Source organism: Micromonospora sp. WMMA1949, from assembly GCF_027460145.1.
Lineage (GTDB): Bacteria > Actinomycetota > Actinomycetes > Mycobacteriales > Micromonosporaceae > Micromonospora.
The window spans coordinates 2,500,083-2,520,355 of sequence record NZ_JAPZBG010000001.1; the positions used below are offsets into that span (position 1 = coordinate 2,500,083).

Genomic DNA, 20,273 nt, shown 5'->3' on the forward strand with positions numbered 1-20,273 from the left:
ACATGCTCAGCAACTCCAGCCGGCGTTGGCTCGCCGGGTTGGGCGTCGCAGGCGCGTTCGTCGCCGCCTCCGCCACCCCCGGCTACGCCGCGGACTCCGAGGTCAAGCTCGGTGTCTTCTTCGGCGACACCACGATCGCCACCGATTCGGACGGCAAGATCGAGTCCAGCACCGTCCACAGCTCGGCCCCGGTCGTGCTGCACGACGTCACCGTCCGCTACGAGCTCACCGGCCTCGCCGGCAAGGTGACTGTCGGCAAGGATGAGGACACCTCCGCCGACTGCACCTCGCCGTCGGCGAACGTGCTCGTGTGCACGTTGCCCTGGGAGGTGGAGGTCGACGAGTGGGGCCACGGCGGGCTCTTCCCGGTGCAGATCAAGGCCACCGACAAGGCCGCGGACGGCGACGCCGGCACGATCAAGGTGACGCTGTCGGCGAACGGCTTCGACGGCGTCTCGCACGAGGCCAAGGTGCGCGTCGGTGAGGGCGTCGACCTGGCGGCCGGCCCGGAAACCACGGTGTCTGCCGCCCCCGGCAAGAGCTTCACCGCGCCGCTGAAGGTGACGAACGTCGGCGAGACCACCGCCAAGGGCGCCGCCGTCATCTTCTACAACGACTACGGCCTGAACTCCACCAAGCACTACAGCAACTGCACGTACGTCGGCGACGAGCTGCGCACCTGCCGGTTCGACGAGGAGCTTCCCGCCGGCGGCACGTTCGGCGCGACGCTGCCGTACGCGCTCGGCGCGGACACCATGGCGCCGGGCTCCCGGTACGGCGAGATCATCTGGATGACGCCGAACGAGTTCGAGGACTTCGAGGGCTACCTCGGCAACTACGACGTGACCATCGGCGAGCCGGGCACCGACGGCAAGCTGACGCTGGCCGAGGCCGCCGGCAAGGCCGCGGCGCGGGGCTTCCAGGCCGACCCCCGGCCGGAGAACAACGGCACGTACCTCGAGGTGAAGGTCACCGGCAACAACAGCACCGACCTGGAGGCGCTCGGCGCCGCCGTGACCGGCAAGGCCGGCGCGACGGTCAAGGCGGCCATCGGTCTGCGCAACAACGGCCCGGCCACCCTGGACTACAGCCGCTCCGGCAGCTCGGTCACGTACCTGACCTTCGACGTGCCGAAGGGCACCACCACGACGGCGGTTCCGGAGAACTGCGCGCCGGTCAAGGGTGACGAGTGGGGTGAGCCCGGCCAGCCGGGTGGGCGTCACTACCGCTGCTACTTCGGCTCGCAGCTGAAGGTCGGCGAGACCGTCACGCTCGACTTCGGCCTGAAGATCGACAAGGTGATCGCCAACGACACCGGCCTCGTGAAGATCAACGTGCCGTGCGAGTGCGACGGTGGCTTCTACCGCGACGTGAAGCCGGCCAACGACACCGCCAAGGTAGTCGTCAACGCGGCGGCGGGTGGCGGCGACGGTGGACAGGGCGGCGGTGACGGCGGCACGCTGCCGATCACCGGTTCCTCCACCGGCCTGATCGCCGGCATCGGCGCGCTGCTGCTCGGTGCCGGCGCGGTCGGCTACGTGCTGACCCGCCGCCGCCGGACCCGCTTCGTAGCCTGACCCGAAGCACCCCAGGTGCCCCGCCGACCCAAGGTCGGCGGGGCACCGCCACATAGAAAGCAAAGACACCCAGCAGCACGCCCGTCGACGAAGCCGGACCACGTCAGGTTTCCGGGGAGCCCGGCCCGCGCAGGGATCAAGCCTGACCGCCCGGAGCGGGTCGGGCTCCCCGGAAACCCCCACGACACGGACCAACAAACCAAGAGATCATCGACAAGTGCTGCTGACCCTCACCACGACCCACCGCCCCGCGACCGACCTCGGCCACCTCCTGGTGAAGCACCCGGACCGCGTACAGACCTTCGATCTGCCCGCCGGTGCCGCGCATGTGTTCTACCCGGAGGCGGACGAGGCGCGCTGCACGGCGGCGCTGCTGGTCGAGATCGATCCGCTCAAGCTGGGCGGCGGCCGGAAGAATCGGGCGCCGGAGGGATTCGCGCTCGGGCAGTACGTGAACGACCGCCCGTACGCCGCGTCGAGCCTGCTCTCGTCAGCGCTGTCGAAGGTGTTCCGCTCCGCCCTGCGCGGCGAGTCGCGCGACCGTCCCGAGCTGGCGGCGAGCGCGATCCCGCTGGCCGTACGGGTGCCGGTGCTGCGCTGCCGGGGCGGCGCCGAGCTGGCGGTACGGATCTTCACCCCGCTGGGCTGGACCGTGACTGCGACCCCGATCCCGCTCGACGAGACGTACCCGGAATGGGGCGACAGCCGGTACGTCGACCTGACGCTGACCGGCACGCTGCGGCTCGCGGACGCGCTCAACCACCTGTACGTGCTGCTGCCGGTGCTCGACGACGCCAAGCACTACTGGGTGGCGCCGGACGAGGTGGACAAGCTGCTGCGCGCCGGTGCCGGCTGGCTGGCCGGGCACCCGGAGCGGGGCCTGATCACGCGCCGCTACCTGGCGCACCGCCGCGCGCTCGCGGGCGAGGCGATGGCGCGCCTGACCGAGCTGCGACTTGCCGACGAGCCCTCCGCCGACGACAGCATCGAGCCGTCGACCGGAGAGCCGGCCGAGTCGCCGGGCGGCGGGGCCGGGACGGCGGAGGACGTCCGCCGCGCCTCCCTCGCGGTACGGCGTCGGGAGGCGGTGCTCGCCGCGCTGCGGGACAGCGGCGCGAGCCGGGTGCTGGACCTGGGTTGCGGTGGCGGCGCGCTGCTCACCGCGCTCGTCGCCGACCGGCGGTTCACCGAGGTGGTGGGCGTCGACGTGTCCGACCGGTCGCTGGCCGTGGCGGCCCGGCGGCTGCGGCTGGACCGGCTGCCGGAGCGGCAGCGGGACCGGATCCGGCTGTGGCAGTCCGCGCTGACCTACCGGGACGACCGGCTCCGGGGGTACGACGCGGCGGTGCTGATGGAGGTCGTCGAGCACCTCGACCCGCCGCGCCTGCCGGCGCTGGAGGACGCGGTGTTCGGTCACGCGCGGCCGGGCACGGTGGTGGTGACCACCCCGAACGTCGAGTACAACGTGCGCTACGAGGGGCTCGAGCCGGGCCGGTTCCGGCACGCGGACCACCGGTTCGAGTGGACCCGGGCCGAGTTCGCCGCCTGGGTGGACCGGGTGGCGGCGGCCCACGGCTACACGGCGGTGCTCGGCGGCGTCGGCGACGACGACCCGGAGGTGGGCACGCCGACCCAGATCGCGGTGCTCACCCGCGACGAGCGCGCCGGCCAGCGCGGCCGGGCCGACAACAACGACAGCAACGACAGCACCGACCGGAAGGAGGCGACGAACCGATGACCGTCCTGGACATCCCCGAGCTGGCACTGGTGGCGCTCGTCGGCGTCTCCGGCTCCGGCAAGTCCACGTTCGCCCGGCGGCACTTCGCGCCCAGCCAGGTGCTCTCCTCGGACACGTTCCGCGGCCTGGTGGCCGACGACGAGAACGACCAGTCCGCGTCGGCCGACGCGTTCGACGCGCTGCACCACGTCGCCGCCATCCGGCTGCGCCGGGGACTGCTCACCGTGGTCGACGCGACGAACCTCCAGCCGCACGCCCGCGCCGGGCTGATCCGGGTGGCCCGGGAGCACGACGTGCTGCCGGTGGCGATCGTGCTGGACGTGCCGGAGGCGGTGGCCTGGGAGCGTACGGAGGCGCGCGCCGACCGCACGCACGGTCGCCAGGTGCTCAACCGGATGCGCCGCGACCTGCGGCAGTCGTACGGGCGACTGGCCCGGGAGGGCTTCCGCAAGGTGCACGTGCTGCGCGGCGTGGAGGAGATCGACGCCGCGGAGATCCGCTACGAGAAGCTGTTCAACGACCGGCGCGACCTGACCGGCCCGTTCGACGTGATCGGGGACGTGCACGGCTGCCGTGCCGAACTGGAGGCGCTGCTGTCCCGGCTCGGCTACGTGCTGCGGCACGACGACGCGGGCCGCCCGGTGGACGCGGCGCACCCGTCGGGGCGTACCGCGGTGTTCGTCGGTGACCTGGTGGACCGCGGCCCGGACTCGCCCGGCGTGCTCCGCCTGGTGATGGGCATGGTGGCGGCCGGCCACGCGATCTGCGTGCCTGGTAACCACGAGCAGAAGCTGCTGCGCAAGCTGCGCGGCCGGGACGTCCGGCTGACCCACGGCCTGGCCGAGACGATGGAGCAGCTCGCCGCCGAGTCGCCGGAGTTCGTCGCCGGGGTGGAGACGTTCATCGACGGCCTGGTCAGCCACTTCGTGCTCGACGGCGGCCGGCTGGTGGTGGCGCACGCCGGGCTGAAGGAGGCGTACCACGGGCGGGCGTCCGGCCGGGTGCGGTCGTTCGCGCTCTACGGCGAGACCACCGGCGAGACCGACGAGTACGGCCTGCCGGTGCGCTACCCGTGGGCGCGGGACTACCGGGGCTCGGCGATGGTCGTGTACGGGCACACGCCGACGCCCGAGCCGGAGTGGGTGAACAACACCATCTGCCTGGACACCGGTTGCGTGTTCGGCGGGAAGCTCACCGCGCTGCGCTACCCGGAGAAGGAGCTGGTCGCGGTCCCGGCGGTGAAGGAGTGGTACGCCCCGGCGCGTCCGCTGGTCCCGGTCGCGCCCGCGCGTCCGGACACCGTGCTGGACCTGGCCGACGTGACCGGGCGACGGCACGTCACCCACGCGTACGGTTCGCTCACGGTGCCCGCCGAGAACGCCGCCGCCGCGCTGGAGGTGATGAGCCGGTTCGCGGTCGACCCGGGGCGGCTGGTGTGGCTGCCGCCGACCATGGCGCCCTGCTCCACGTCGACGGTCGAGGGGTTCCTGGAGCACCCGGCCCAGGCGTTCGCCGACTACCGGGCCGCCGGTGTCGACCGGGTGGTGTGCGAGGAGAAGCACATGGGCTCGCGGGCGGTGGTGCTCGTCGAACGGGAGCCGGGCCGGTTCGACGGCGGGGTGGTGCACACCCGTACCGGTAGGCCGTTCTTCGGCCCCCCGCTCGACGGCGAGCTGCTGGCCCGGGTGCGCGCGGCGGTCACCGCCGCCGGTCTCTGGGCCGAGCTGGGCACCGACTGGCTGCTGCTCGACACCGAGCTGCTGCCCTGGTCGGCGAAGGCGGGCGGGCTGATCCGCGAGCAGTACGCCGGGGTCGGCGCGGCCGGGCGGGCCGCGTTGCCGGCGGTGCTCGGGGCGCTGGACACGGCCGCCGGGCGCGGGCTGCCGGTGGCCGGGCTGCGCGACCGGATGGCCGGGCGGGCCGCCGAGGTCACCGCCTACTCGGCGGCCTACCGGGCGTACGTCCGGCCGACCGACGGGCTGCGCGGGGTGACGCTGGCGCCGTTCGCGGTGCTGGCGGGGGCCGGGGCGAGCTACGCCGACCGGGACCACGGCTGGCACCTGGCGCTGGCCGACCGGCTCTGCGCCGCCGACCCGGAGTTCTTCACCCCGACCCGGCGGCGGGAGGTGGACCTGGCCGACGAGGCGGCGGTGGCGGACGCGACGCAGTGGTGGCTGACGCTCACCGCGGCCGGCGGCGAGGGCATGGTGGTCAAGCCGTACGCGGGCCTGGCCGCCCGGACGCCGAAGGGCTCGCTGCTCCAGCCGGGAATCAAGTGCCGGGGCCGGGAGTACCTGCGGATCATCTACGGTCCCGGGTACACCGAGGCGGCGCAGCTCGCCGCGTTGCGCCGCCGGTCGCTGGGCCGCAAGCGCGGGCTCGCCCTGCGCGAGCACGGTCTGGGCCTGGCCGCCCTGGACGCACTGGCCGAGGACGCCCCGCTCTGGCGCCGCCACGAGCTGGTGTTCGCGATCCTCGCCTGCGAGTCCGAGCCGGTCGATCCCCGCCTCTGACGACCATGCCCGGTCCGGCCGAAATGCCGGACCGGGCCGGGGTACCCTGTGTGGCCGTGGACACAGCAGAGAAGACCCGGATGTTCTCCGAGAGCGTGGCGTTGAACCCGCTCGACCCGAAGGACCTCATCCACACCTTCGGCATGATCGGCGTCTGGGTGATCCTCTTCGCCGAGACCGGGCTGCTGGTCGGCTTCTTCTTCCCGGGTGACTCGCTGCTGTTCCTGGCCGGGGTGGCCGCCTCCCCGGTGGCCGACGCCATCTTCGGCGACGGCACCCGCGTGTCCCTGGCCGGGCTGCTGATCGGCGGTCCGCTCTGCGCCATCGTCGGCGCCCAGCTCGGGCACTGGCTCGGCGCCCGGTTCGGCCGCCGCATGTTCGACAAGCCCAACTCCCGGCTGTTCAAGCGGGAGTACGTGGAGAAGGCGGAGTACTACTTCCAGAAGTTCGGCCCGGCGAAGGCCGTGGTGCTGGCCCGGTTCATCCCGATCGTGCGGACGTTCCTCAACCCGGTGGCCGGGGTGCTGGGCATGTCGTCCCGCCAGTTCTTCGTGTGGAACGTGGTGGGCGCGATCCTCTGGGTGGACGGCATCCTGCTGATCGGCTACCTGCTGGCCCGCCAGATCTACGACGCCATCGGCGACAAGATCGACAGGTACATCCTGCCGGTGGTCGCGCTGATCATCGTGATCTCGGTGCTGCCGATCTTCTTCGAGTTCCTGCGGGACCGGCGGGCACGCAAGCGCGGCGAGGCGGTCGCGGTGATCACCGCGGCGACCGTGGCGGGCACTGTGGAGGCGGCCCGTGAGGGCATCCACGAGCACGGTGACGGGCACGACGGTTCGCACCGCCGCTGAGCGGCCGCGTAAAGACAGCGAAGGCCGGCCCTCGGGCGAGGACCGGCCTTCGACGTCACTGCTCCAGCCGGGTCACACGGACGACGACAGCCGTCACCGTGCGCTGATGGCGCCACCCCTCGCACGCCACCGGTCACCCGGTCGGGACGACCCTCGTTCGGGTCGGCCCGAAGGTTTCAGCGAGCCTTCTTGGTGGCCCGCTTCCGCGGCGGGGTGAGCAGATCCGCGATCGTGGCGATCGCGGACGGCACCAGCCGGTAGTACGCCCAGACCCCGCGCTTCTCCCGCTCCAGCAAGCCGGCCTCGGTGAGGATTCGCAGGTGGTGGCTGACCGTCGGCTGCGAGAGGCCGAGCGGCGCGGTGAGGTCACACACGCACGCCTCCCCCTCGGGAGCCGACTGGATCAGGCTGAGCAGCCGCAGCCGTGCGGGGTCAGCGAGGGCCTTGAGGACCCCCGCAAGCCGCTCGGCGTCGGCGCGTTCGATCGGCTCGCCGGCAAGCGGCGAGATCTGAGGCATGGTCATTTCAGCCAACGCAGTTCCCACGTATTCCATCCTTCCACCAGCAGCATCGATCCGCCTGCATATCAGCAGATCCGAATCGGCAAACTTTTACGCCACAAGGCCGAGGTCAGCCAACGTATAGGCCGCCCGATAGGGCAATCCGGCGGCTCGCACCGTGTCGCCGGCACCTCGATCAACAATAACCGCCACACCCACCACCTCGGCCCCTGCCTCACGCAATGCCTCGACAGCCGTCAACACACTTCCACCGGTCGTGGAGGTGTCCTCGACCGCCAGCACCCGCCGCCCGGAGACGTCCGGCCCCTCGATCCGGCGCTGAAGACCGTGAGCCTTGCCCTCCTTGCGGACCACGAAGGCGTCGACAGCGCGGCCGGTGCCCGCCGAGGCGTGCAGCATGGCGGCGGCCACCGGATCGGCGCCCAGGGTCAGCCCACCAACCGCGTCGTACGCCCAGTCGGCGGTGAGGTCACGCATGACCCGACCGATCAACGGAGCCGCCTCGTGATGGAGCGTGACGCGACGCAGATCCACGTACCAGTCCGCCTCGCGGCCCGACGAGAGCACCACCCGGCCATGCACCACAGCGAGGTCAGTGATGAATTTGCGCAGGTCGTCGTGGTCGCCCATGGCCCAAGAGCGTACTTCGCAAGTCTGAGCGCCGTGCTTCGGGTCTGCCCTGGTCAACCCTGCGGGCGACCGGCGGGTGGCGATGAGCGGCTACGCTGTGCGACCGTCCATCCCGGCCGGCCGTCGCACCGGCTCGCCGCCGGCCGGCCACCGGTCAGCCGCGCTACCGGCCGACAGTCCCCCGGGTGTCCCGCCGGAAGCCACGCAGCAGGCGTTTCGGCGCGTGCCGCAGTCCGGCCGCCGCCACCTTGTACTTCCAGTCCGGGACACTCACGGACTTACCTTTATGCAGGTCACGAAGCCCTTCGGCGACCACATCGTCGGCTCGCAGCCAGGCCCAGGCGGGCAGGCGGGACATGTCGATGCCCGCGCGTTCGTGATTTCCGGTTCGTGTGTAGCCGGGGCAGAGCGCCATCACGCGTACGCCGAGCGGCGCGACGGACTGGCCGATCGATTCACTGAAATTCGTCACCCACGCCTTGCTGGCCGAGTACGTGGATCCCGGCATGGGGACACCGAAGCCCGCGACGGAAGAGACATTTATCACTGCCCCGTGGCCTCGTTCGATCATCGGACCGAGGGCGGCATGGGTCAGACGCAGCACCGCGAGCACGTTGAGCCGGACGAGTCGCGCCTCGTCCGGCACCGACGAACGGACGAACGAGGTGTTCAGACTGATGCCGGCGTTGTTGACGAGCATCTCGATCGGCGTACCGGCGGCCAGCCGGTGTTCGACAGCCGCGCAACCGTCCTCGGTGGACAGATCGGCGGCGATCGTCTCGGCGTCGCCGCCGTGCCGGCCGGTCAGCTCGGCCGCCAGCGCGTCGAGCCGAGCCGCGTCCCGGGCCACCAGGACGAGGTCCCAGCCGTCGGCGGCGAGCCGCCGGGCGAACGCCTCGCCGATGCCGAGGCTGGCGCCGGTGACCAGGGCGCGGCGCCGGGAGGGATGGGTGTCACCGGTCATCGGCGGTCCTCGGGGGGTGGCGGGAACCCGCCCGACGGGGCGGGCGGAGCGGACGGCTGGTGCAGGCCGGGCGGCGGTCCCCAGGGCGTCGGCCCGGAAGCCGGCGCGCCGGACACCGTCGCGCCGTAGCCGGACAGCCGCAGCGGTGCGGTGCGGCGGCGCAGGAACGCGCCGGACGACGGCAACGTGAGCAGCGCGGCGACCACCAGGTAGCCGAGGATCTGCGCCACCGACACCGTCGCGTTCACCGGGATCCACCACGAGGGGTAGGCGTCACCGACCAGTCCCAGCAGCTCGGCGGTGATCCGGTCGTCCGCGCCGAGCCGCAGCGGGGCGGCCCTCTGGCCGACCAGCACCGCCAGCCCGCAGCATCCGCAGAGCAGGCCCGTACCGGCGACCACCCAGGTCGCCGTGCGGGCGGCGGGACGGCCGGCGAGCAGGCCGAACGCGAGCCCGGCCAGCAGGAGGGCGGCGAGCACACCGAGGACGGCGGCCAGCACCGTGGAACCGCGCAGCAGGCCGGCCACCTGGTCGATGTCGCCGCCGCTCGCGCCGGTCCGTTGCGCCGCCGCGTTCCGGAACCGGTCCACCGTGCCGCCGCCGACGGCCAGGTTGGCCACCGCGTACGCCACGGCGCCCACCGCCATCGCCAGCAGCAGCGCCGCCGCGGCGAGGACCGTGCCGGGCCGGCGGGGTGCGGCCCGATCGGGGTACGACACGACTGATCCCTCCGGTAGGCGTCGGCTTGCAACCTACTCGGAGGGATCGTCGGCGTCGCGTCAATCCGGACGTCAACTTCCGGATGGCGGCTCCGGGTCACGGCGCTCGCCCGGCTGACCGCCCGGCGCGTGCGGCGGCTGACCACCCGGCGCGGACGGCGGCTGACCGCCGGGCGTCGACGGCGGGGTGCCGGGAGCCGGCGGGTACGACGGGTACGCCGGGTCGCCGGACTGGCCCGGGTACGCCGGGTAGGCGCCACCCGGCACCGGCGGCTCCCAGCCGGCCTTGGGCTTGCGGAAGAACTCGTTCGCCTTCGGCAGCGCCAGCAGGATCAGCGCGGCCAGCAGGGCGAGCAGCGCGATCAGACCCAGCAGCAGGTTGACCGGGGTGTACCAGGACGGCAGCGCGTCGTCCAGCCGGCGCTGGATCTCCTCGGCGCTGGGCATGTCACCGCTGGTGGTGCCGCTGCCCGTCATGCCGCCGGTGAGACCGGTCAGCAGCCCGCCGCCGGTGCAGCAGAACAGGATGCCGCCCAGCACCCAGGTGGTGATCCGGGAGCCGTTCTTGCCCCGGTTGTTCAGCAGCGCGAGGACGACGAGCCCGGCCGCGATCAGCAGCGACACGACCGCCGTGATGAGGCTGAACGCGTACGCGATGTCGGCGGCCCCCTCGGCCGAGGTGCCGGCGTACGCGTCGGTGAGAACGTCTCGGATCTTGCCGACGACGGCCAGTGCCACGATCAGGTTCACCACCTGGATCGCGGCGACGAGGATGAGCAGCCAACTGGAGAGCGTCACCACGCCGGGACGCGTGCGGGGCGGGGTGCCCGGAGCATCGACCATGATTCTCCCTTCCTGGATCAGATGCCCACCGTAGCGATCTTCCACCAGCTCAGCACGCCGGAATGGCTCACCTCTCGGCGGCGCGCCGCAACCGGCGGTGCTCGGCGGTGACCACGCCGAGCAGCGCGAGGTCGAGCGCGACGGCGGAGACCGCCCCGAACTGGTTGACGGTGAAGTTGAATACCTGCCCGAACAGCAGGTCGACGAGCAGCGCCAGCTTGAACAGGCGGAACGCCTCGGCCCGGTTGCGCCGCAGCAGCCAGGCGGCCCAGAGACCGAGCACGGCGGTGACGAGCGCGGTGGCGCTGACGCCGAGCACCGCGCCCCACTCCCGCTCCTGGTCCAGGTGCCCGGTCACGCCGTCGAGGAACACCGCCACCACCGTCAGCACCGGCTCGACGACCAGGTAGACCACCACCGGCCAGACCAGCCAGCGGCGTCCGGCCGCCCAGACGGCGAGGCGCCGGGCCCGGTCCGCCGCCCGCTGCCAGAGCGGCACCGGCGGCGGTTCCCGGTGTGGGACAGCGTCCAGCAGGTGCGCCACCGCCGCCTCGGTGTCCGGTCCGGTGCCCTGCACGAGCCGCAGTACGGCGATCCGGCGCCTGTCGGTCAGCCCGCCCGGCAGGCCGCTGAGCACCATGTCCAGCGCGTTCGCGGTGCGCTCGGCGGGGGTCAGGCGGGACCGGCCGGTGCGTCCGCGTACGGCCTGGGTGAGCAGGACCAGCAGCGCGAACGCGACGTAGATGATGGCGGCGGCGGGGGCGTAGAAGTAGTCGGTGCCGGTGGTGACGAACTTGCCCACCTCGTCGATGAACAGCCCGAACCCGATGCCGCCGACGATCGCCCCGCCGGTGCGGGCGCCGCCGCCGAGGAAGACGAGCGGGATGCCCAGGCCGACGGCGAGCAGCAGGCCGCCCCAGAGCACGTGCGCGATGTGCAGCCCGCCGCCGCCGAGCTGCGGATAGTCGGTGGCCTTCAGGTACGCGCGGACGGCGAGCACGGTCACCACGCCGGAGAGCACGAACGCCTGGAGGTAGGACGCCGCCTCGACCGCCCGGGTCGGCAGCCGGCGGACCAGCCAGCCGATCCCCGGTCGGTGGCGCGGCGATTCGGGTGGCATGTCCCGAAACCTAGTAGCCGCGCCACTCCTCGCGGGCGTAGTCGAGCACCCTGGGCCGCAACAGCGTGGAGGCCGGCACGTCCAGCCGAGCCCGGTCGGCGGGGAACGTGGCGGCGGCGGCGAGCACGTCGGGCGTGAGGAAACGCAGCGGCGGCGGATCGGCCGGCAGCGCCAGCTCCGGCGCGACGTCGCCCGGCGCGGCGAGCACGAACCCCCAGTCGCCGAAGCTCGGCACGTCGACGTGGTACGGCACGGTGGCGAAGCCCGCCTCGCGGATCGACCGCTCGATCGACCAGTACGACCGGGGCGCGAAGTAGGGCGACCCGGACTGCACGACGAGCCGCCCGCCGGGAGCCAGCACCGGCCGGATCAGCGTGTAGAACTCGATCGTGTAGAGCTTCGCGGTGGCCGTCTCGTCCGGGTCGGGCAGGTCGGCGATCACCACGTCGAAGCGGTCCGTGGCGGTACGCAGCCAGGCGAACGCGTCCAGGTTGAGCACCCGTACCCGGGGGTCGGTGAGCGACTCCCGGTTCAGCTCGCGCAGCTGCGGCTCGCGGCGGGCCAGCTCCACCACGGCCGGGTCGAGGTCGACGAGCGTCACCGACCGCACGTCCGGGTACTTGAGGATCTCCCGCGCGGCCAGCCCGTCCCCGGCCCCGAGCACCAGCACGTCGCCGTGTGCCCCGCGCATCGCCGGGTGCACGAGCGCCTCGTGGTAGCGGTACTCGTCGATCGAGCTGAACTGGAGGTCGCCGTTGAGGAACAGCCGCAGGTCGGTGGCGGAGTGGCCGGGCTCGCGCACCGAGCGGGTCAGCACGATCTCCTGGTAGCGGCTGCGCTCGGCGTGCACCACCGGGTCGCGGTAGAGCTGCTGGCGGGTGGTCACCTCGAAGTCGTGGGCGGTCACCCACGCGTACCCGAGGAGCAGACCGACCACGACGGTGGCGGCGCCCAGCGCGGCCCGCGCCCGACGGCTGAGGTCGGCCCGGAACACGGTGAAGACGAGCACCACCCCGGCGACCGCGTTCACCGCGCCCACCACGAGCGCGCCCTTGAGCTGGCCGAAGACCGGGATCAGCAGGAACGGGAAGGCCAGCCCGCCGAGCAGCGCGCCCACGTAGTCGGCGGCGAACAGGTCGGCCACCGCGCTGCCCGCGGACTGCTCCCGGATGCGTTGCAGCATCACCATGAGCAGCGGGATCTCCGCGCCGATCAGCAGGCCGAGCACGAACGCGGTGCCGACGAGCGCCGGTCCGTACAGGTCGAGCCAGGCGAACGCGGCGTAGAGGCCGAGCACGGACAGGCCGCCGAGCAACGCCAGCGTCAGCTCGATCACCGCGAACGAGACCACCGCCCGGGACTGCAACGGCTTCGCCACCAGCGCGCCGACGCCCATCGCGAAGACCATCACGCCGAGCACGATCGACGCCTGGCCGACCGTGTCGCCGATCAGGTAGCTGCCGAGCGCCACAAGCGCCAGCTCGTACACCAGGCCGCAGGCCGCGCAGACGAAGACCGCGAGCAGGACCGCCGCGCGGGCCAGGCGCCACCGCGGCCGTGCGGCCACGTCGACGGTCACTGTCTGCTCCGGGTACGTCCGGCGGCTCCCGCCCCGGCGCGCTGCGCGGGCACCCGTGCCCGGTGGTTGCGGCGCTGTCGCACGCCCACGGCGAGGAACAGCGCGGCGAGCAGGAACAGGCCGACCGAGCTGAGCACGTAGATCCAGCGGTCCCGCCAGAAGTCGTTGCCGGCGTCCGGCAGCGGAGCGGCGGCTGTCGACGGCGCGGCGGTGGGCGTCGCGGCCGGCTCGGCGAGCCCGCGCTCGGCGGCGAGCAGCGGCAGGATCGTGGCGGCCCGGGTGACGGCCCAGCCCGGGTCGTCGACGAACGCCTCCTCGTCCAGCCCGAACCGGCCCAGCCGGGTCTCGATCGCGGCGAGGTCGGCGAACTCGATGTCGTCCGAGCCCTTGATCCGGATCGTGGCGGAGTCCTCCGACTCGCTGCTGGACGAGGTGTACCTGACGTTCGCGGAGACCGCGAGCCAGCGCGCGCAGCCGGGCGCGTCGATGACTGTGGTGCCGTCGCCGAGGTTGGAGCCGACGCTCACGTCGTCGTACACGTCGAGCAGTTCCCAGCCGTAGCAGATGCCCTGGCTGTCGGCGGCGGCGCGGAGGATCGGCACGGTGCCGGACCGCTCGTCGGCGATCGGTGCGGGGACGGAGGTGTCCGAGTCGCCGCTGAACGCGCCGATGGCGCAGACGACGACCACGATCCCCACGACCACGGACCAGATCACCGTCTGCGTGCGCTTGTCCTTCCCCACCGAGTGCTTGGCGGGCCTGCCGCTCATCAGATGATCGCGGCCGCGATGATCGCACCGGTGGCGAGGTGCACGGTGGCGGAGACCCACACCGCCGGGTGCGGCTGCGGGTCGACGAGCAGCTCACCGAGCTTGCCCGGGGTGGCCACGTCGAGCAGCACGAACGCCGCCGCCATGATCACCAGGCCGAGGATGCCGTACGCGGCGGCGCCGATCAGCCCCAGCGTGAAGTCGTCGTCGCTGGCGACGATCGCGGCGACCACGATCGTGCCCACCCCGAGCAGGTTCGACGAGAGCAGCAGCGCCGCGTTGCGGTTGCGCTCGGCCCAGATCAGCTCGTGGAGCTTGCCGGGGGTGGCCAGATCGACCAGCACGTAGCCGATCGCCATCAGGACGACGCCGACCGCGCCGTACGCGAGGGTGACCAGCAGGTCGGTGACGAGATGCTGCACAGAGGACTCCAGGATGAGGGGATCGACAGGGCTACTTGCCGGAGCCGGGGCCGCCGCCCCGGACCGTGCTGCCTCGGCCCCAGCCCCAGCTGTTGCCGACGACGCTGTGGTACCGCGGGTAGGCGGTGGTCATCCTCTCCAGCAGGATCACCGAGCCGACGGCGAGCGGGAGGATCACCACCGAGTCGTCGTCGTAGCGCAGGTAGACCCCGCTGCCGTCGACGTACTGGTCGGCCGGCCGCCAGGCGTCGGTGATCTGCTTGGACACCTCGCTCGGCGCCTTGTTCGAGGTGTACGCGATCGCGTTCGACCCGATGTCCCGCCCGGAGGCGCGGGGGAAGTTGTCCTCCACGTACCCGCGGGGCGAGAAGTTGCCGTAGAAGATCGTGAAGGCGGCGATGAGCGCGCCGATGACGGCGACCGCCACGCCCACCACGAACCACCGTCGGTACGTCACAGCTCCTCCACCACGGTCTCGGTCAGAACCAGCTCGTTCGTCTGCGGGTAGACGTGCCAGGTACGCCAGGCGAGCGCGCCGTCCGGCGGCCGGGGCCGGACGGAGAGCGCGGTGACCGCGTCCTCGTCGCCGGGGAAGACCCCGATCAGCGCGTACGGATCCTCGGCCAGCTCGGCGCGCAGCGCCGCGACCCGGGTACGCAGGCCGTCGCCCTCCGGCCGGAGCACGGTCGCCATGAACCGGTAACCGGTCGTCGCGTCGTGCAGCGCGTCCGGCAGGTGCGGCGGGCGGCCGGGCAGGCAGGCGACCGTCTCGGTGAGCCCACCGAGCACCACCTGGTGCGAGGCGCCGAGCAGGCGCAGCCGCAGCCGGGGCAGGCCGGGCAGGTCGATGTCGCGTACGGCGAGCGCCGGCAGCTCCGGGCCACCGAGGGCCAGGCTCAGATCGGCGGCGCTGGTGTCGACGTAGGGCGTGTGCAGGGAGACGAGCACGTCAGCGCACCGTCTCCGAGCCGCCCTGCGGGTAGATCATCACCTCGGCGCGGCGCAGCTCCTCGCCGAGGTTGACCTCCCAGCCGGCCTCGCCGTACGCCTCGAACGACAGCCGCGCCCCACCCGGCGCCTGGTAGTCGTAGTAGCGCATGGTGCCGTGCGGGTCGAGGCCGGTGCCCTCGGTCGCGGTGTACCGGGCCTGGCCCGACTCGTCCCAGTTGTAGCGGCGGCCGGCCATCTCCAGCGTCGGGGCACCAGGCGTCACGGTGGCCCCCGGCTCGCTGGTCCAGAGCACCAGTTCCAGGTCCGGGTCGGACTCGACGGAGAGCCAGCGCTTCACCCCACCCGCGTCGTCGAGCAGGTGCTCCGCCCAGCTCCACCCGCCCTCGACCAGGTGCACCGAGCCGCGCACGGTGTACGGCACCGAGCGGATCTCGACGATGTCACCGGGCTTGAGGGCGCGCGGGTCGCCACGCAGCGCGTCCGCGTCCCGGTCCCGGAACGGGTCACCCGGTGCCGCCTTCGCCTTCGGGCCGGACGCCGACCGGGACCTCCGCAGCGCGATCACGGCGATCACCACACCGGCCACCCCGACGAGGCACCCCAGCGTGGTCACCACGTACGCCAACGAACCGTTCACTACCGCCTCCCCCAACCCGCTCGGCGGGAACGGTAACAACCGCACGCACGCCTTCTGAAGTCCTGTTCGCTGAGTGTGCGGTCAGCTACCGCTCGCCGCCGGCGAGCCGGTCGGCGGCGTACTCGCCCAGCGTGGCGCGGCCCATGAGGCAGCCGGAGAACGTGGTGAACTCGCCGTCGTCGCCGCGCAGCCGGGTCCACGCCGCCCGCCCGGCGGCCGGGTCGACCGCCTCCAGCAGCGTCGCCGCGTACGCCCGCCCGGCCGGTGAACCCTTGCGGAGCAGCTTGTCGACCCGCTTGCGGGCCGCCTCCGGGTGCTCCCGCAGCCCCTGCTCCAGCCGCCGGTACGCCTCGGTCGCGGGCAGCACCTGACCCGCCAGCCCCACCCCGCCGAAGGCGAGGGTGTCCGCGCCGTCGAGTTCGCGCGCCGCCTCGTCCAGTTCCCGCTCCCACGCACTCATGCCCCACTATGTGCCCACCCCACCACCCCCTCCAACCACAAGGAAGGGCCCCCTGTTAACGCCTCCGGTAGAGGAAGGGCCCCTTGTTAACACCCGCCCGGCGGCACGGTGGGACGGCGAAGGCCCGGCCTGGGCGGCCGGGCCTTCGCGGGTGGGGCGGGTCAGGCGGCGGTGACCGCGAGGGACTCCTTGGTGTCGGACAGGTCGACGCGGACCGTGTCGCCGTCGCGGATCTCACCGGCCAGCAGCGCCTTGGCGAGCTGGTCGCCGATCGCCGACTGCACCAGCCGGCGCAGCGGGCGGGCGCCGTAGATCGGGTCGTACCCGTGCTCGGCCAGCCACGTCCGGGCCGCGTCGGTGATCTCCAGGCCCAGCCGGCGGTCCGCGAGACGGGTACGCATCCGGTCGAGCTGGATGTCCACGATCGAGCGCAGGTCCTCGCCCTGGAGCGCGGCGAACACCACGATGTCGTCGAGCCGGTTGAGGAACTCCGGCTTGAAGTGCGACCGGACCACCGCGAGCACGCCCTCCCGGCGCTCGTTCTCGCTGAGCGTCAGGTCGCTGATCACCGACGAACCCAGGTTCGAGGTGAGGATCAGGATCGCGTTGCGGAAGTCCACGGTACGGCCCTGACCGTCGGTGAGCCGGCCGTCGTCGAGCACCTGGAGCAGCACGTCGAAGACGTCCGGGTGGGCCTTCTCCACCTCGTCCAGCAGGATCACCGAGTACGGACGGCGGCGTACCGCCTCGGTGAGCTGGCCGCCCTCCTCGTAGCCGACGTATCCGGGCGGGGCACCGACCAGGCGGGCCACCGAGTGCTTCTCGCCGTACTCGCTCATGTCGATGCGGACCATGGCCCGCTCGTCGTCGAAGAGGAACTCGGCGAGCGCCTTGGCGAGCTCGGTCTTGCCGACGCCGGTCGGGCCGAGGAACAGGAAGCTGCCGGTCGGGCGGTCCGGGTCGGCGACGCCGGCCCGGGCGCGGCGTACCGCGTCGGAGACCGCGCCCACCGCCTCGGCCTGGCCGACCACGCGGGCCCGCAGCGACTCCTCCATCCGGAGCAGTTTGGCGGTCTCGCCTTCGAGCAGCCGCCCGGCGGGGATGCCGGTCCAGGAGGCGACCACGGCGGCGATGTCGTCCGCGCCGACCTCCTCCTTGAGCATCGCGCCGTCGGCCTGGAGCCGGGCCAGCTCCTCCTCGGCCTGCTTCAGCTCGGTCCGCAGCGCGGGGATCCGGCCGTACCGCAGCTCGGCGGCGCGTTCCAGCTCGCCGTCGCGCTCGGCCCGCTCGGCCTCGCCGCCGAGGCGCTCCAGCTCCTCCTTGGCCGTGGAGAGCTTGGTGATGTGGCTCTTCTCGGTCTGCCAGCGTTCGGAGAGCGCGGTGAGCTGCTCGCGCTTGTCGGCCAGCTCCTTGCGCAGCCGCTCCAGGCGCTCGGCGGACGCGGCGTCCGGCTCCTTGGCCAGCGCCATCTCCTCGATCTCCAGGCGGCGCACCGCCCGCTCGATCTCGTCCACCTCGACCGGACGCGAGTCGATCTCCATGCGCAGCCGGGACGCCGACTCGTCCACCAGGTCGATCGCCTTGTCCGGCAGGAAGCGGTCGGTGATGTAGCGGTCGGAGAGCGCGGCGGCGGCGACCAGGGCGGCGTCGGTGATGCGTACGCCGTGGTGCACCTCGTAGCGCTCCTTGAGCCCGCGCAGGATGCCGATGGTGTCCTCGATGGTCGGCTCGCCGACCAGCACCGGCTGGAAGCGGCGCTCCAGCGCGGGGTCCTTCTCGATGTGCTCGCGGTACTCGTCGAGCGTCGTCGCGCCGACCATCCGCAGCTCACCGCGCGCCAGCATCGGCTTGAGCATGTTGCCGGCGTCCATCGAGCCCTCGCCCTTGCCGGCGCCGACCACCGTGTGCAGCTCGTCGAGGAACGTGATGACCTGGCCGTCGGAGTTCTTGATCTCCTCCAGCACGGACTTCAGCCGCTCCTCGAACTGACCGCGGTACGACGCGCCGGCGACCATCGCGCCGAGGTCGAGCGAGACCAGCTTCTTGTCCCGCAGCGACTCCGGCACGTCGCCGGCCACGATCCGCTGGGCCAGGCCCTCCACGATCGCGGTTTTGCCGACGCCCGGCTCGCCGATCAGCACCGGGTTGTTCTTGGTACGCCGGGACAGCACCTGGATCACCCGGCGGATCTCCGAGTCCCGGCCGATCACCGGGTCGATCTTGCCGTCGCGGGCGCTGGCGGTGAGGTCCACGCCGTACTTGGCCAGGGCCTGGTAGGTCTGCTCCGGGTCGGCGGTGGTGACCCGGCGGTCCCCGCCCCGGACGGTCGGGAACGCGGCGACCAGGTTCTCCTCGGTGGCGCCGGAGTTCTTCAGCGCGACCGAGACGGCGCCGCCGACCCGGGCGAGCCCGGCCAGCAGGTGCTCGGTGGAGGTGTACTCGTCGCCCAGCGGCCGCGCGATCTGCTCGGCGGCGCCGATGGCGTTGACGAACTCGCGGGCCAGCGTCGGCTCGGCGATGCTCGACCCGCGCGCGGCGGGCAGCGCGTCGACCGAGCGCTGGGCGACGCGGCGCAGCTCGGCGGGGTCGGCCCCGACGGCGCGCAGCAGGCCCGCGGCGGTCGAGCCCTCGGTGTCCAGCAGTGACAGCAGCAGGTGCCAGGGCTCCACGGTGGCGTGACCGCGCTGGTTCGCCAGCGCGACGGCACCGGTGATGGCCTCGCGGCTCTTGGTGGTGAGACGTTCCGTGTTCATGGGCTCCCCCGGATCGGCGTGTCCACTGGACATGACACAACCAGAGTTGAGTCTATTCCGCTCAACTCCACCCTGTGACCTGAGTCACCGCCCTCCGGGCCGGCCGGAGAGATCTTGGTACGAAACGGCCCTCGAAGGGGCCCTTTCGTACCAAGATCTCAGCGACGTGGCAGGCGCGCGAGGCAAGGGGTCTCGTGGTCGGCGCGCAGCACGCAACGCCGGCCGCCGTCCAGCTTGCGGTCGCAGAACACCCAATGGCGTACGGCCTGGTCGTCCTCGGCCGAGACGGTGATGCCACCCAGCTCCACCACCGCGAGGAACGCCAACGACCGTCCGGCCGTGCGACCGAGCATCTTCGCCCGAGCCAGATCGGCCGCACGCACCGGCAGATGGATCACGTAACGCCCGGTCACGGCCGCCCGGCCAGGTCGCGCATCGACGGGGCCTGCCGGGACTGCCACTCACGCAGGGCGCTCTTGATCAGGGCCGTCTCCTCACGACTCCGGGCGACTTCGGCGTACGCGGCGGCGAGGTCCCCGGCGACGCGATCGAGGAACGCGGCGACCTCGGCGGGGTCCAGCCCTCGGCGGCGCGTCGCGAAGCAGCGGCCCCGCACCTGCCAGGGCCGGAGCGGAAGGTACGACGCGGAGCGGTAGGCACCGACCGGCGCGGAGTTGGGCGGGGTGAGGCTCCGCCGCTTCGGACGTATTCGCAGGAGATTGCGCACGACGCTGTCCCTTCTCGCGGAGGACGGGGTCGGGACGAGCCACGGGGGATGCCCGCCCCGACCCGGGAAAGCTCCAGGTGCCATCCGGGAGCGTTCGTCAGCAACCTACAATCGGTACCAGTTGTAGGTCAACGATCGACCCACAATTGCTTGAGGTTGGAGGTGGGTGCATGGTCGAATGGGCGTGCCATCCGGGGAGTGTGTATGCCCAAGCAGCAGTACCAAGTGCTCGCAGACGAACTGAAGAGCAAGATCGATTCGGGAGAGTGGCCGCCCGGCACCAAGCTGCCGAGCCGCGCCCAACTGTGCAAGGAGTACGGCGTCTCCGACACCGTCGTCGGCAAGGCGATGATGATTCTGCGCGCGACCGGCCTCACCGAGACGCTCGAAGGTGTCGGCGTGTTCGTGGCCGAACGGACATAGACGAGCCGTCCGAGCCACATCGACCGGTCTGCAGTTCGGCCCCGGACGCGGCAGGTGCGCGCCCGGAGT

At 72.4% G+C, this 20,273-nt stretch carries 21 protein-coding genes; 5 read left to right on the plus strand and 16 right to left on the minus strand.

The window, feature by feature from the left end; all coding sequences use genetic code 11:
* The first annotated feature begins 2 nt into the window (after positions 1–2).
* The 4 genes from O7607_RS11780 to O7607_RS11795 all read left to right on the plus strand — a co-directional run bounded on the left by O7607_RS11780 (position 3) and on the right by O7607_RS11795 (position 6,685).
* The gene (locus O7607_RS11780; protein ID WP_269703127.1) at positions 3–1,577 is read left to right on the plus strand and encodes an LPXTG cell wall anchor domain-containing protein; all 1,575 of its coding nucleotides are present in this window, start codon (positions 3–5) and stop codon (positions 1,575–1,577) included.
* A 217-nt stretch (positions 1,578–1,794) separates the two neighbouring features.
* Positions 1,795–3,315 carry a 3' terminal RNA ribose 2'-O-methyltransferase Hen1 gene (locus O7607_RS11785; RefSeq protein ID WP_269703128.1) on the plus strand — a complete coding sequence of 507 codons (1,521 nt, stop codon included), beginning with the start codon at positions 1,795–1,797 and terminating at the stop codon, positions 3,313–3,315.
* Positions 3,312–5,828 (plus strand): polynucleotide kinase-phosphatase, encoded by a 2,517-nt coding sequence (locus O7607_RS11790; protein WP_269703129.1) that lies wholly within the window; start codon positions 3,312–3,314, stop codon positions 5,826–5,828. The genes O7607_RS11785 and O7607_RS11790 overlap by 4 nt, the downstream gene beginning before the upstream one ends.
* Before the next feature lie 23 nt (positions 5,829–5,851).
* On the plus strand, positions 5,852–6,685 hold the full coding sequence (locus O7607_RS11795; protein ID WP_269706948.1) for a DedA family protein: 834 nt from the start codon (positions 5,852–5,854) through the stop codon (positions 6,683–6,685).
* 176 nt (positions 6,686–6,861) lie between these two features.
* Here O7607_RS11795 and O7607_RS11800 read toward each other — a convergent pair whose 3' ends face one another.
* The 16 genes from O7607_RS11800 to O7607_RS11875 form a co-directional block, all read right to left on the minus strand.
* Complete coding sequence (locus O7607_RS11800; RefSeq protein WP_007454255.1) at positions 6,862–7,239, minus strand: ArsR/SmtB family transcription factor; 378 nt, start codon at positions 7,237–7,239, stop codon at positions 6,862–6,864.
* Positions 7,240–7,296: 57 nt separating this feature from the next.
* Entirely contained in the window at positions 7,297–7,836 is a 540-nt protein-coding gene (gene pyrE / locus O7607_RS11805; protein ID WP_091413808.1) for an orotate phosphoribosyltransferase, read from the minus strand.
* Positions 7,837–7,999: 163 nt separating this feature from the next.
* Positions 8,000–8,800, minus strand: coding sequence for an SDR family NAD(P)-dependent oxidoreductase (locus tag O7607_RS11810; protein ID WP_269703130.1), 801 nt, complete (start codon positions 8,798–8,800; stop codon positions 8,000–8,002).
* The gene (locus O7607_RS11815; protein WP_269703131.1) at positions 8,797–9,519 is read right to left on the minus strand and encodes a hypothetical protein; all 723 of its coding nucleotides are present in this window, start codon (positions 9,517–9,519) and stop codon (positions 8,797–8,799) included. Before O7607_RS11815 ends, O7607_RS11810 begins: the two co-directional genes overlap by 4 nt.
* Positions 9,520–9,591: 72 nt before the next feature.
* Positions 9,592–10,362, minus strand: coding sequence for a hypothetical protein (locus O7607_RS11820; protein WP_269703132.1), 771 nt, complete (start codon positions 10,360–10,362; stop codon positions 9,592–9,594).
* Between the two features lie 67 nt (positions 10,363–10,429).
* Complete coding sequence (locus O7607_RS11825; protein WP_269706949.1) at positions 10,430–11,428, minus strand: hypothetical protein; 999 nt, start codon at positions 11,426–11,428, stop codon at positions 10,430–10,432.
* A 64-nt stretch (positions 11,429–11,492) separates the two neighbouring features.
* Positions 11,493–13,061, minus strand: coding sequence for a polyamine aminopropyltransferase (locus O7607_RS11830; protein ID WP_269703133.1), 1,569 nt, complete (start codon positions 13,059–13,061; stop codon positions 11,493–11,495).
* The gene (locus tag O7607_RS11835) at positions 13,058–13,831 is read right to left on the minus strand and encodes a hypothetical protein (protein ID WP_269703134.1); all 774 of its coding nucleotides are present in this window, start codon (positions 13,829–13,831) and stop codon (positions 13,058–13,060) included. The genes O7607_RS11830 and O7607_RS11835 overlap by 4 nt, the downstream gene beginning before the upstream one ends.
* Positions 13,831–14,253 carry a DUF350 domain-containing protein gene (locus tag O7607_RS11840; RefSeq protein WP_269703136.1) on the minus strand — a complete coding sequence of 141 codons (423 nt, stop codon included), beginning with the start codon at positions 14,251–14,253 and terminating at the stop codon, positions 13,831–13,833. Before O7607_RS11840 ends, O7607_RS11835 begins: the two co-directional genes overlap by 1 nt.
* Positions 14,254–14,284: 31 nt before the next feature.
* A complete protein-coding gene (locus O7607_RS11845; protein WP_269703137.1) occupies positions 14,285–14,710 on the minus strand; it encodes a DUF4247 domain-containing protein in 426 nt (141 codons plus the stop codon).
* Positions 14,707–15,201 (minus strand): DUF2617 family protein, encoded by a 495-nt coding sequence (locus O7607_RS11850; protein WP_269703138.1) that lies wholly within the window; start codon positions 15,199–15,201, stop codon positions 14,707–14,709. The genes O7607_RS11845 and O7607_RS11850 overlap by 4 nt, the downstream gene beginning before the upstream one ends.
* 1 nt (position 15,202) lies before the next feature.
* On the minus strand, positions 15,203–15,841 hold the full coding sequence (locus O7607_RS11855) for a DUF4178 domain-containing protein (RefSeq protein ID WP_269703140.1): 639 nt from the start codon (positions 15,839–15,841) through the stop codon (positions 15,203–15,205).
* A gap of 85 nt (positions 15,842–15,926) precedes the next feature.
* Positions 15,927–16,301, minus strand: coding sequence for a hypothetical protein (locus tag O7607_RS11860; protein ID WP_269703142.1), 375 nt, complete (start codon positions 16,299–16,301; stop codon positions 15,927–15,929).
* A gap of 161 nt (positions 16,302–16,462) precedes the next feature.
* Positions 16,463–19,054, minus strand: a complete 2,592-nt coding sequence (gene clpB / locus O7607_RS11865) for an ATP-dependent chaperone ClpB (protein WP_269703143.1) — start codon at positions 19,052–19,054, stop codon at positions 16,463–16,465.
* A gap of 158 nt (positions 19,055–19,212) precedes the next feature.
* Complete coding sequence (locus O7607_RS11870) at positions 19,213–19,467, minus strand: hypothetical protein (RefSeq protein WP_120572377.1); 255 nt, start codon at positions 19,465–19,467, stop codon at positions 19,213–19,215.
* Complete coding sequence (locus O7607_RS11875) at positions 19,464–19,781, minus strand: DivIVA domain-containing protein (protein WP_442929477.1); 318 nt, start codon at positions 19,779–19,781, stop codon at positions 19,464–19,466. Before O7607_RS11875 ends, O7607_RS11870 begins: the two co-directional genes overlap by 4 nt.
* A gap of 204 nt (positions 19,782–19,985) precedes the next feature.
* Between O7607_RS11875 and O7607_RS11880 the strand changes: the two genes are divergently transcribed.
* Complete coding sequence (locus tag O7607_RS11880) at positions 19,986–20,204, plus strand: winged helix-turn-helix domain-containing protein (protein WP_013283372.1); 219 nt, start codon at positions 19,986–19,988, stop codon at positions 20,202–20,204.
* Positions 20,205–20,273 lie beyond the last annotated feature (69 nt).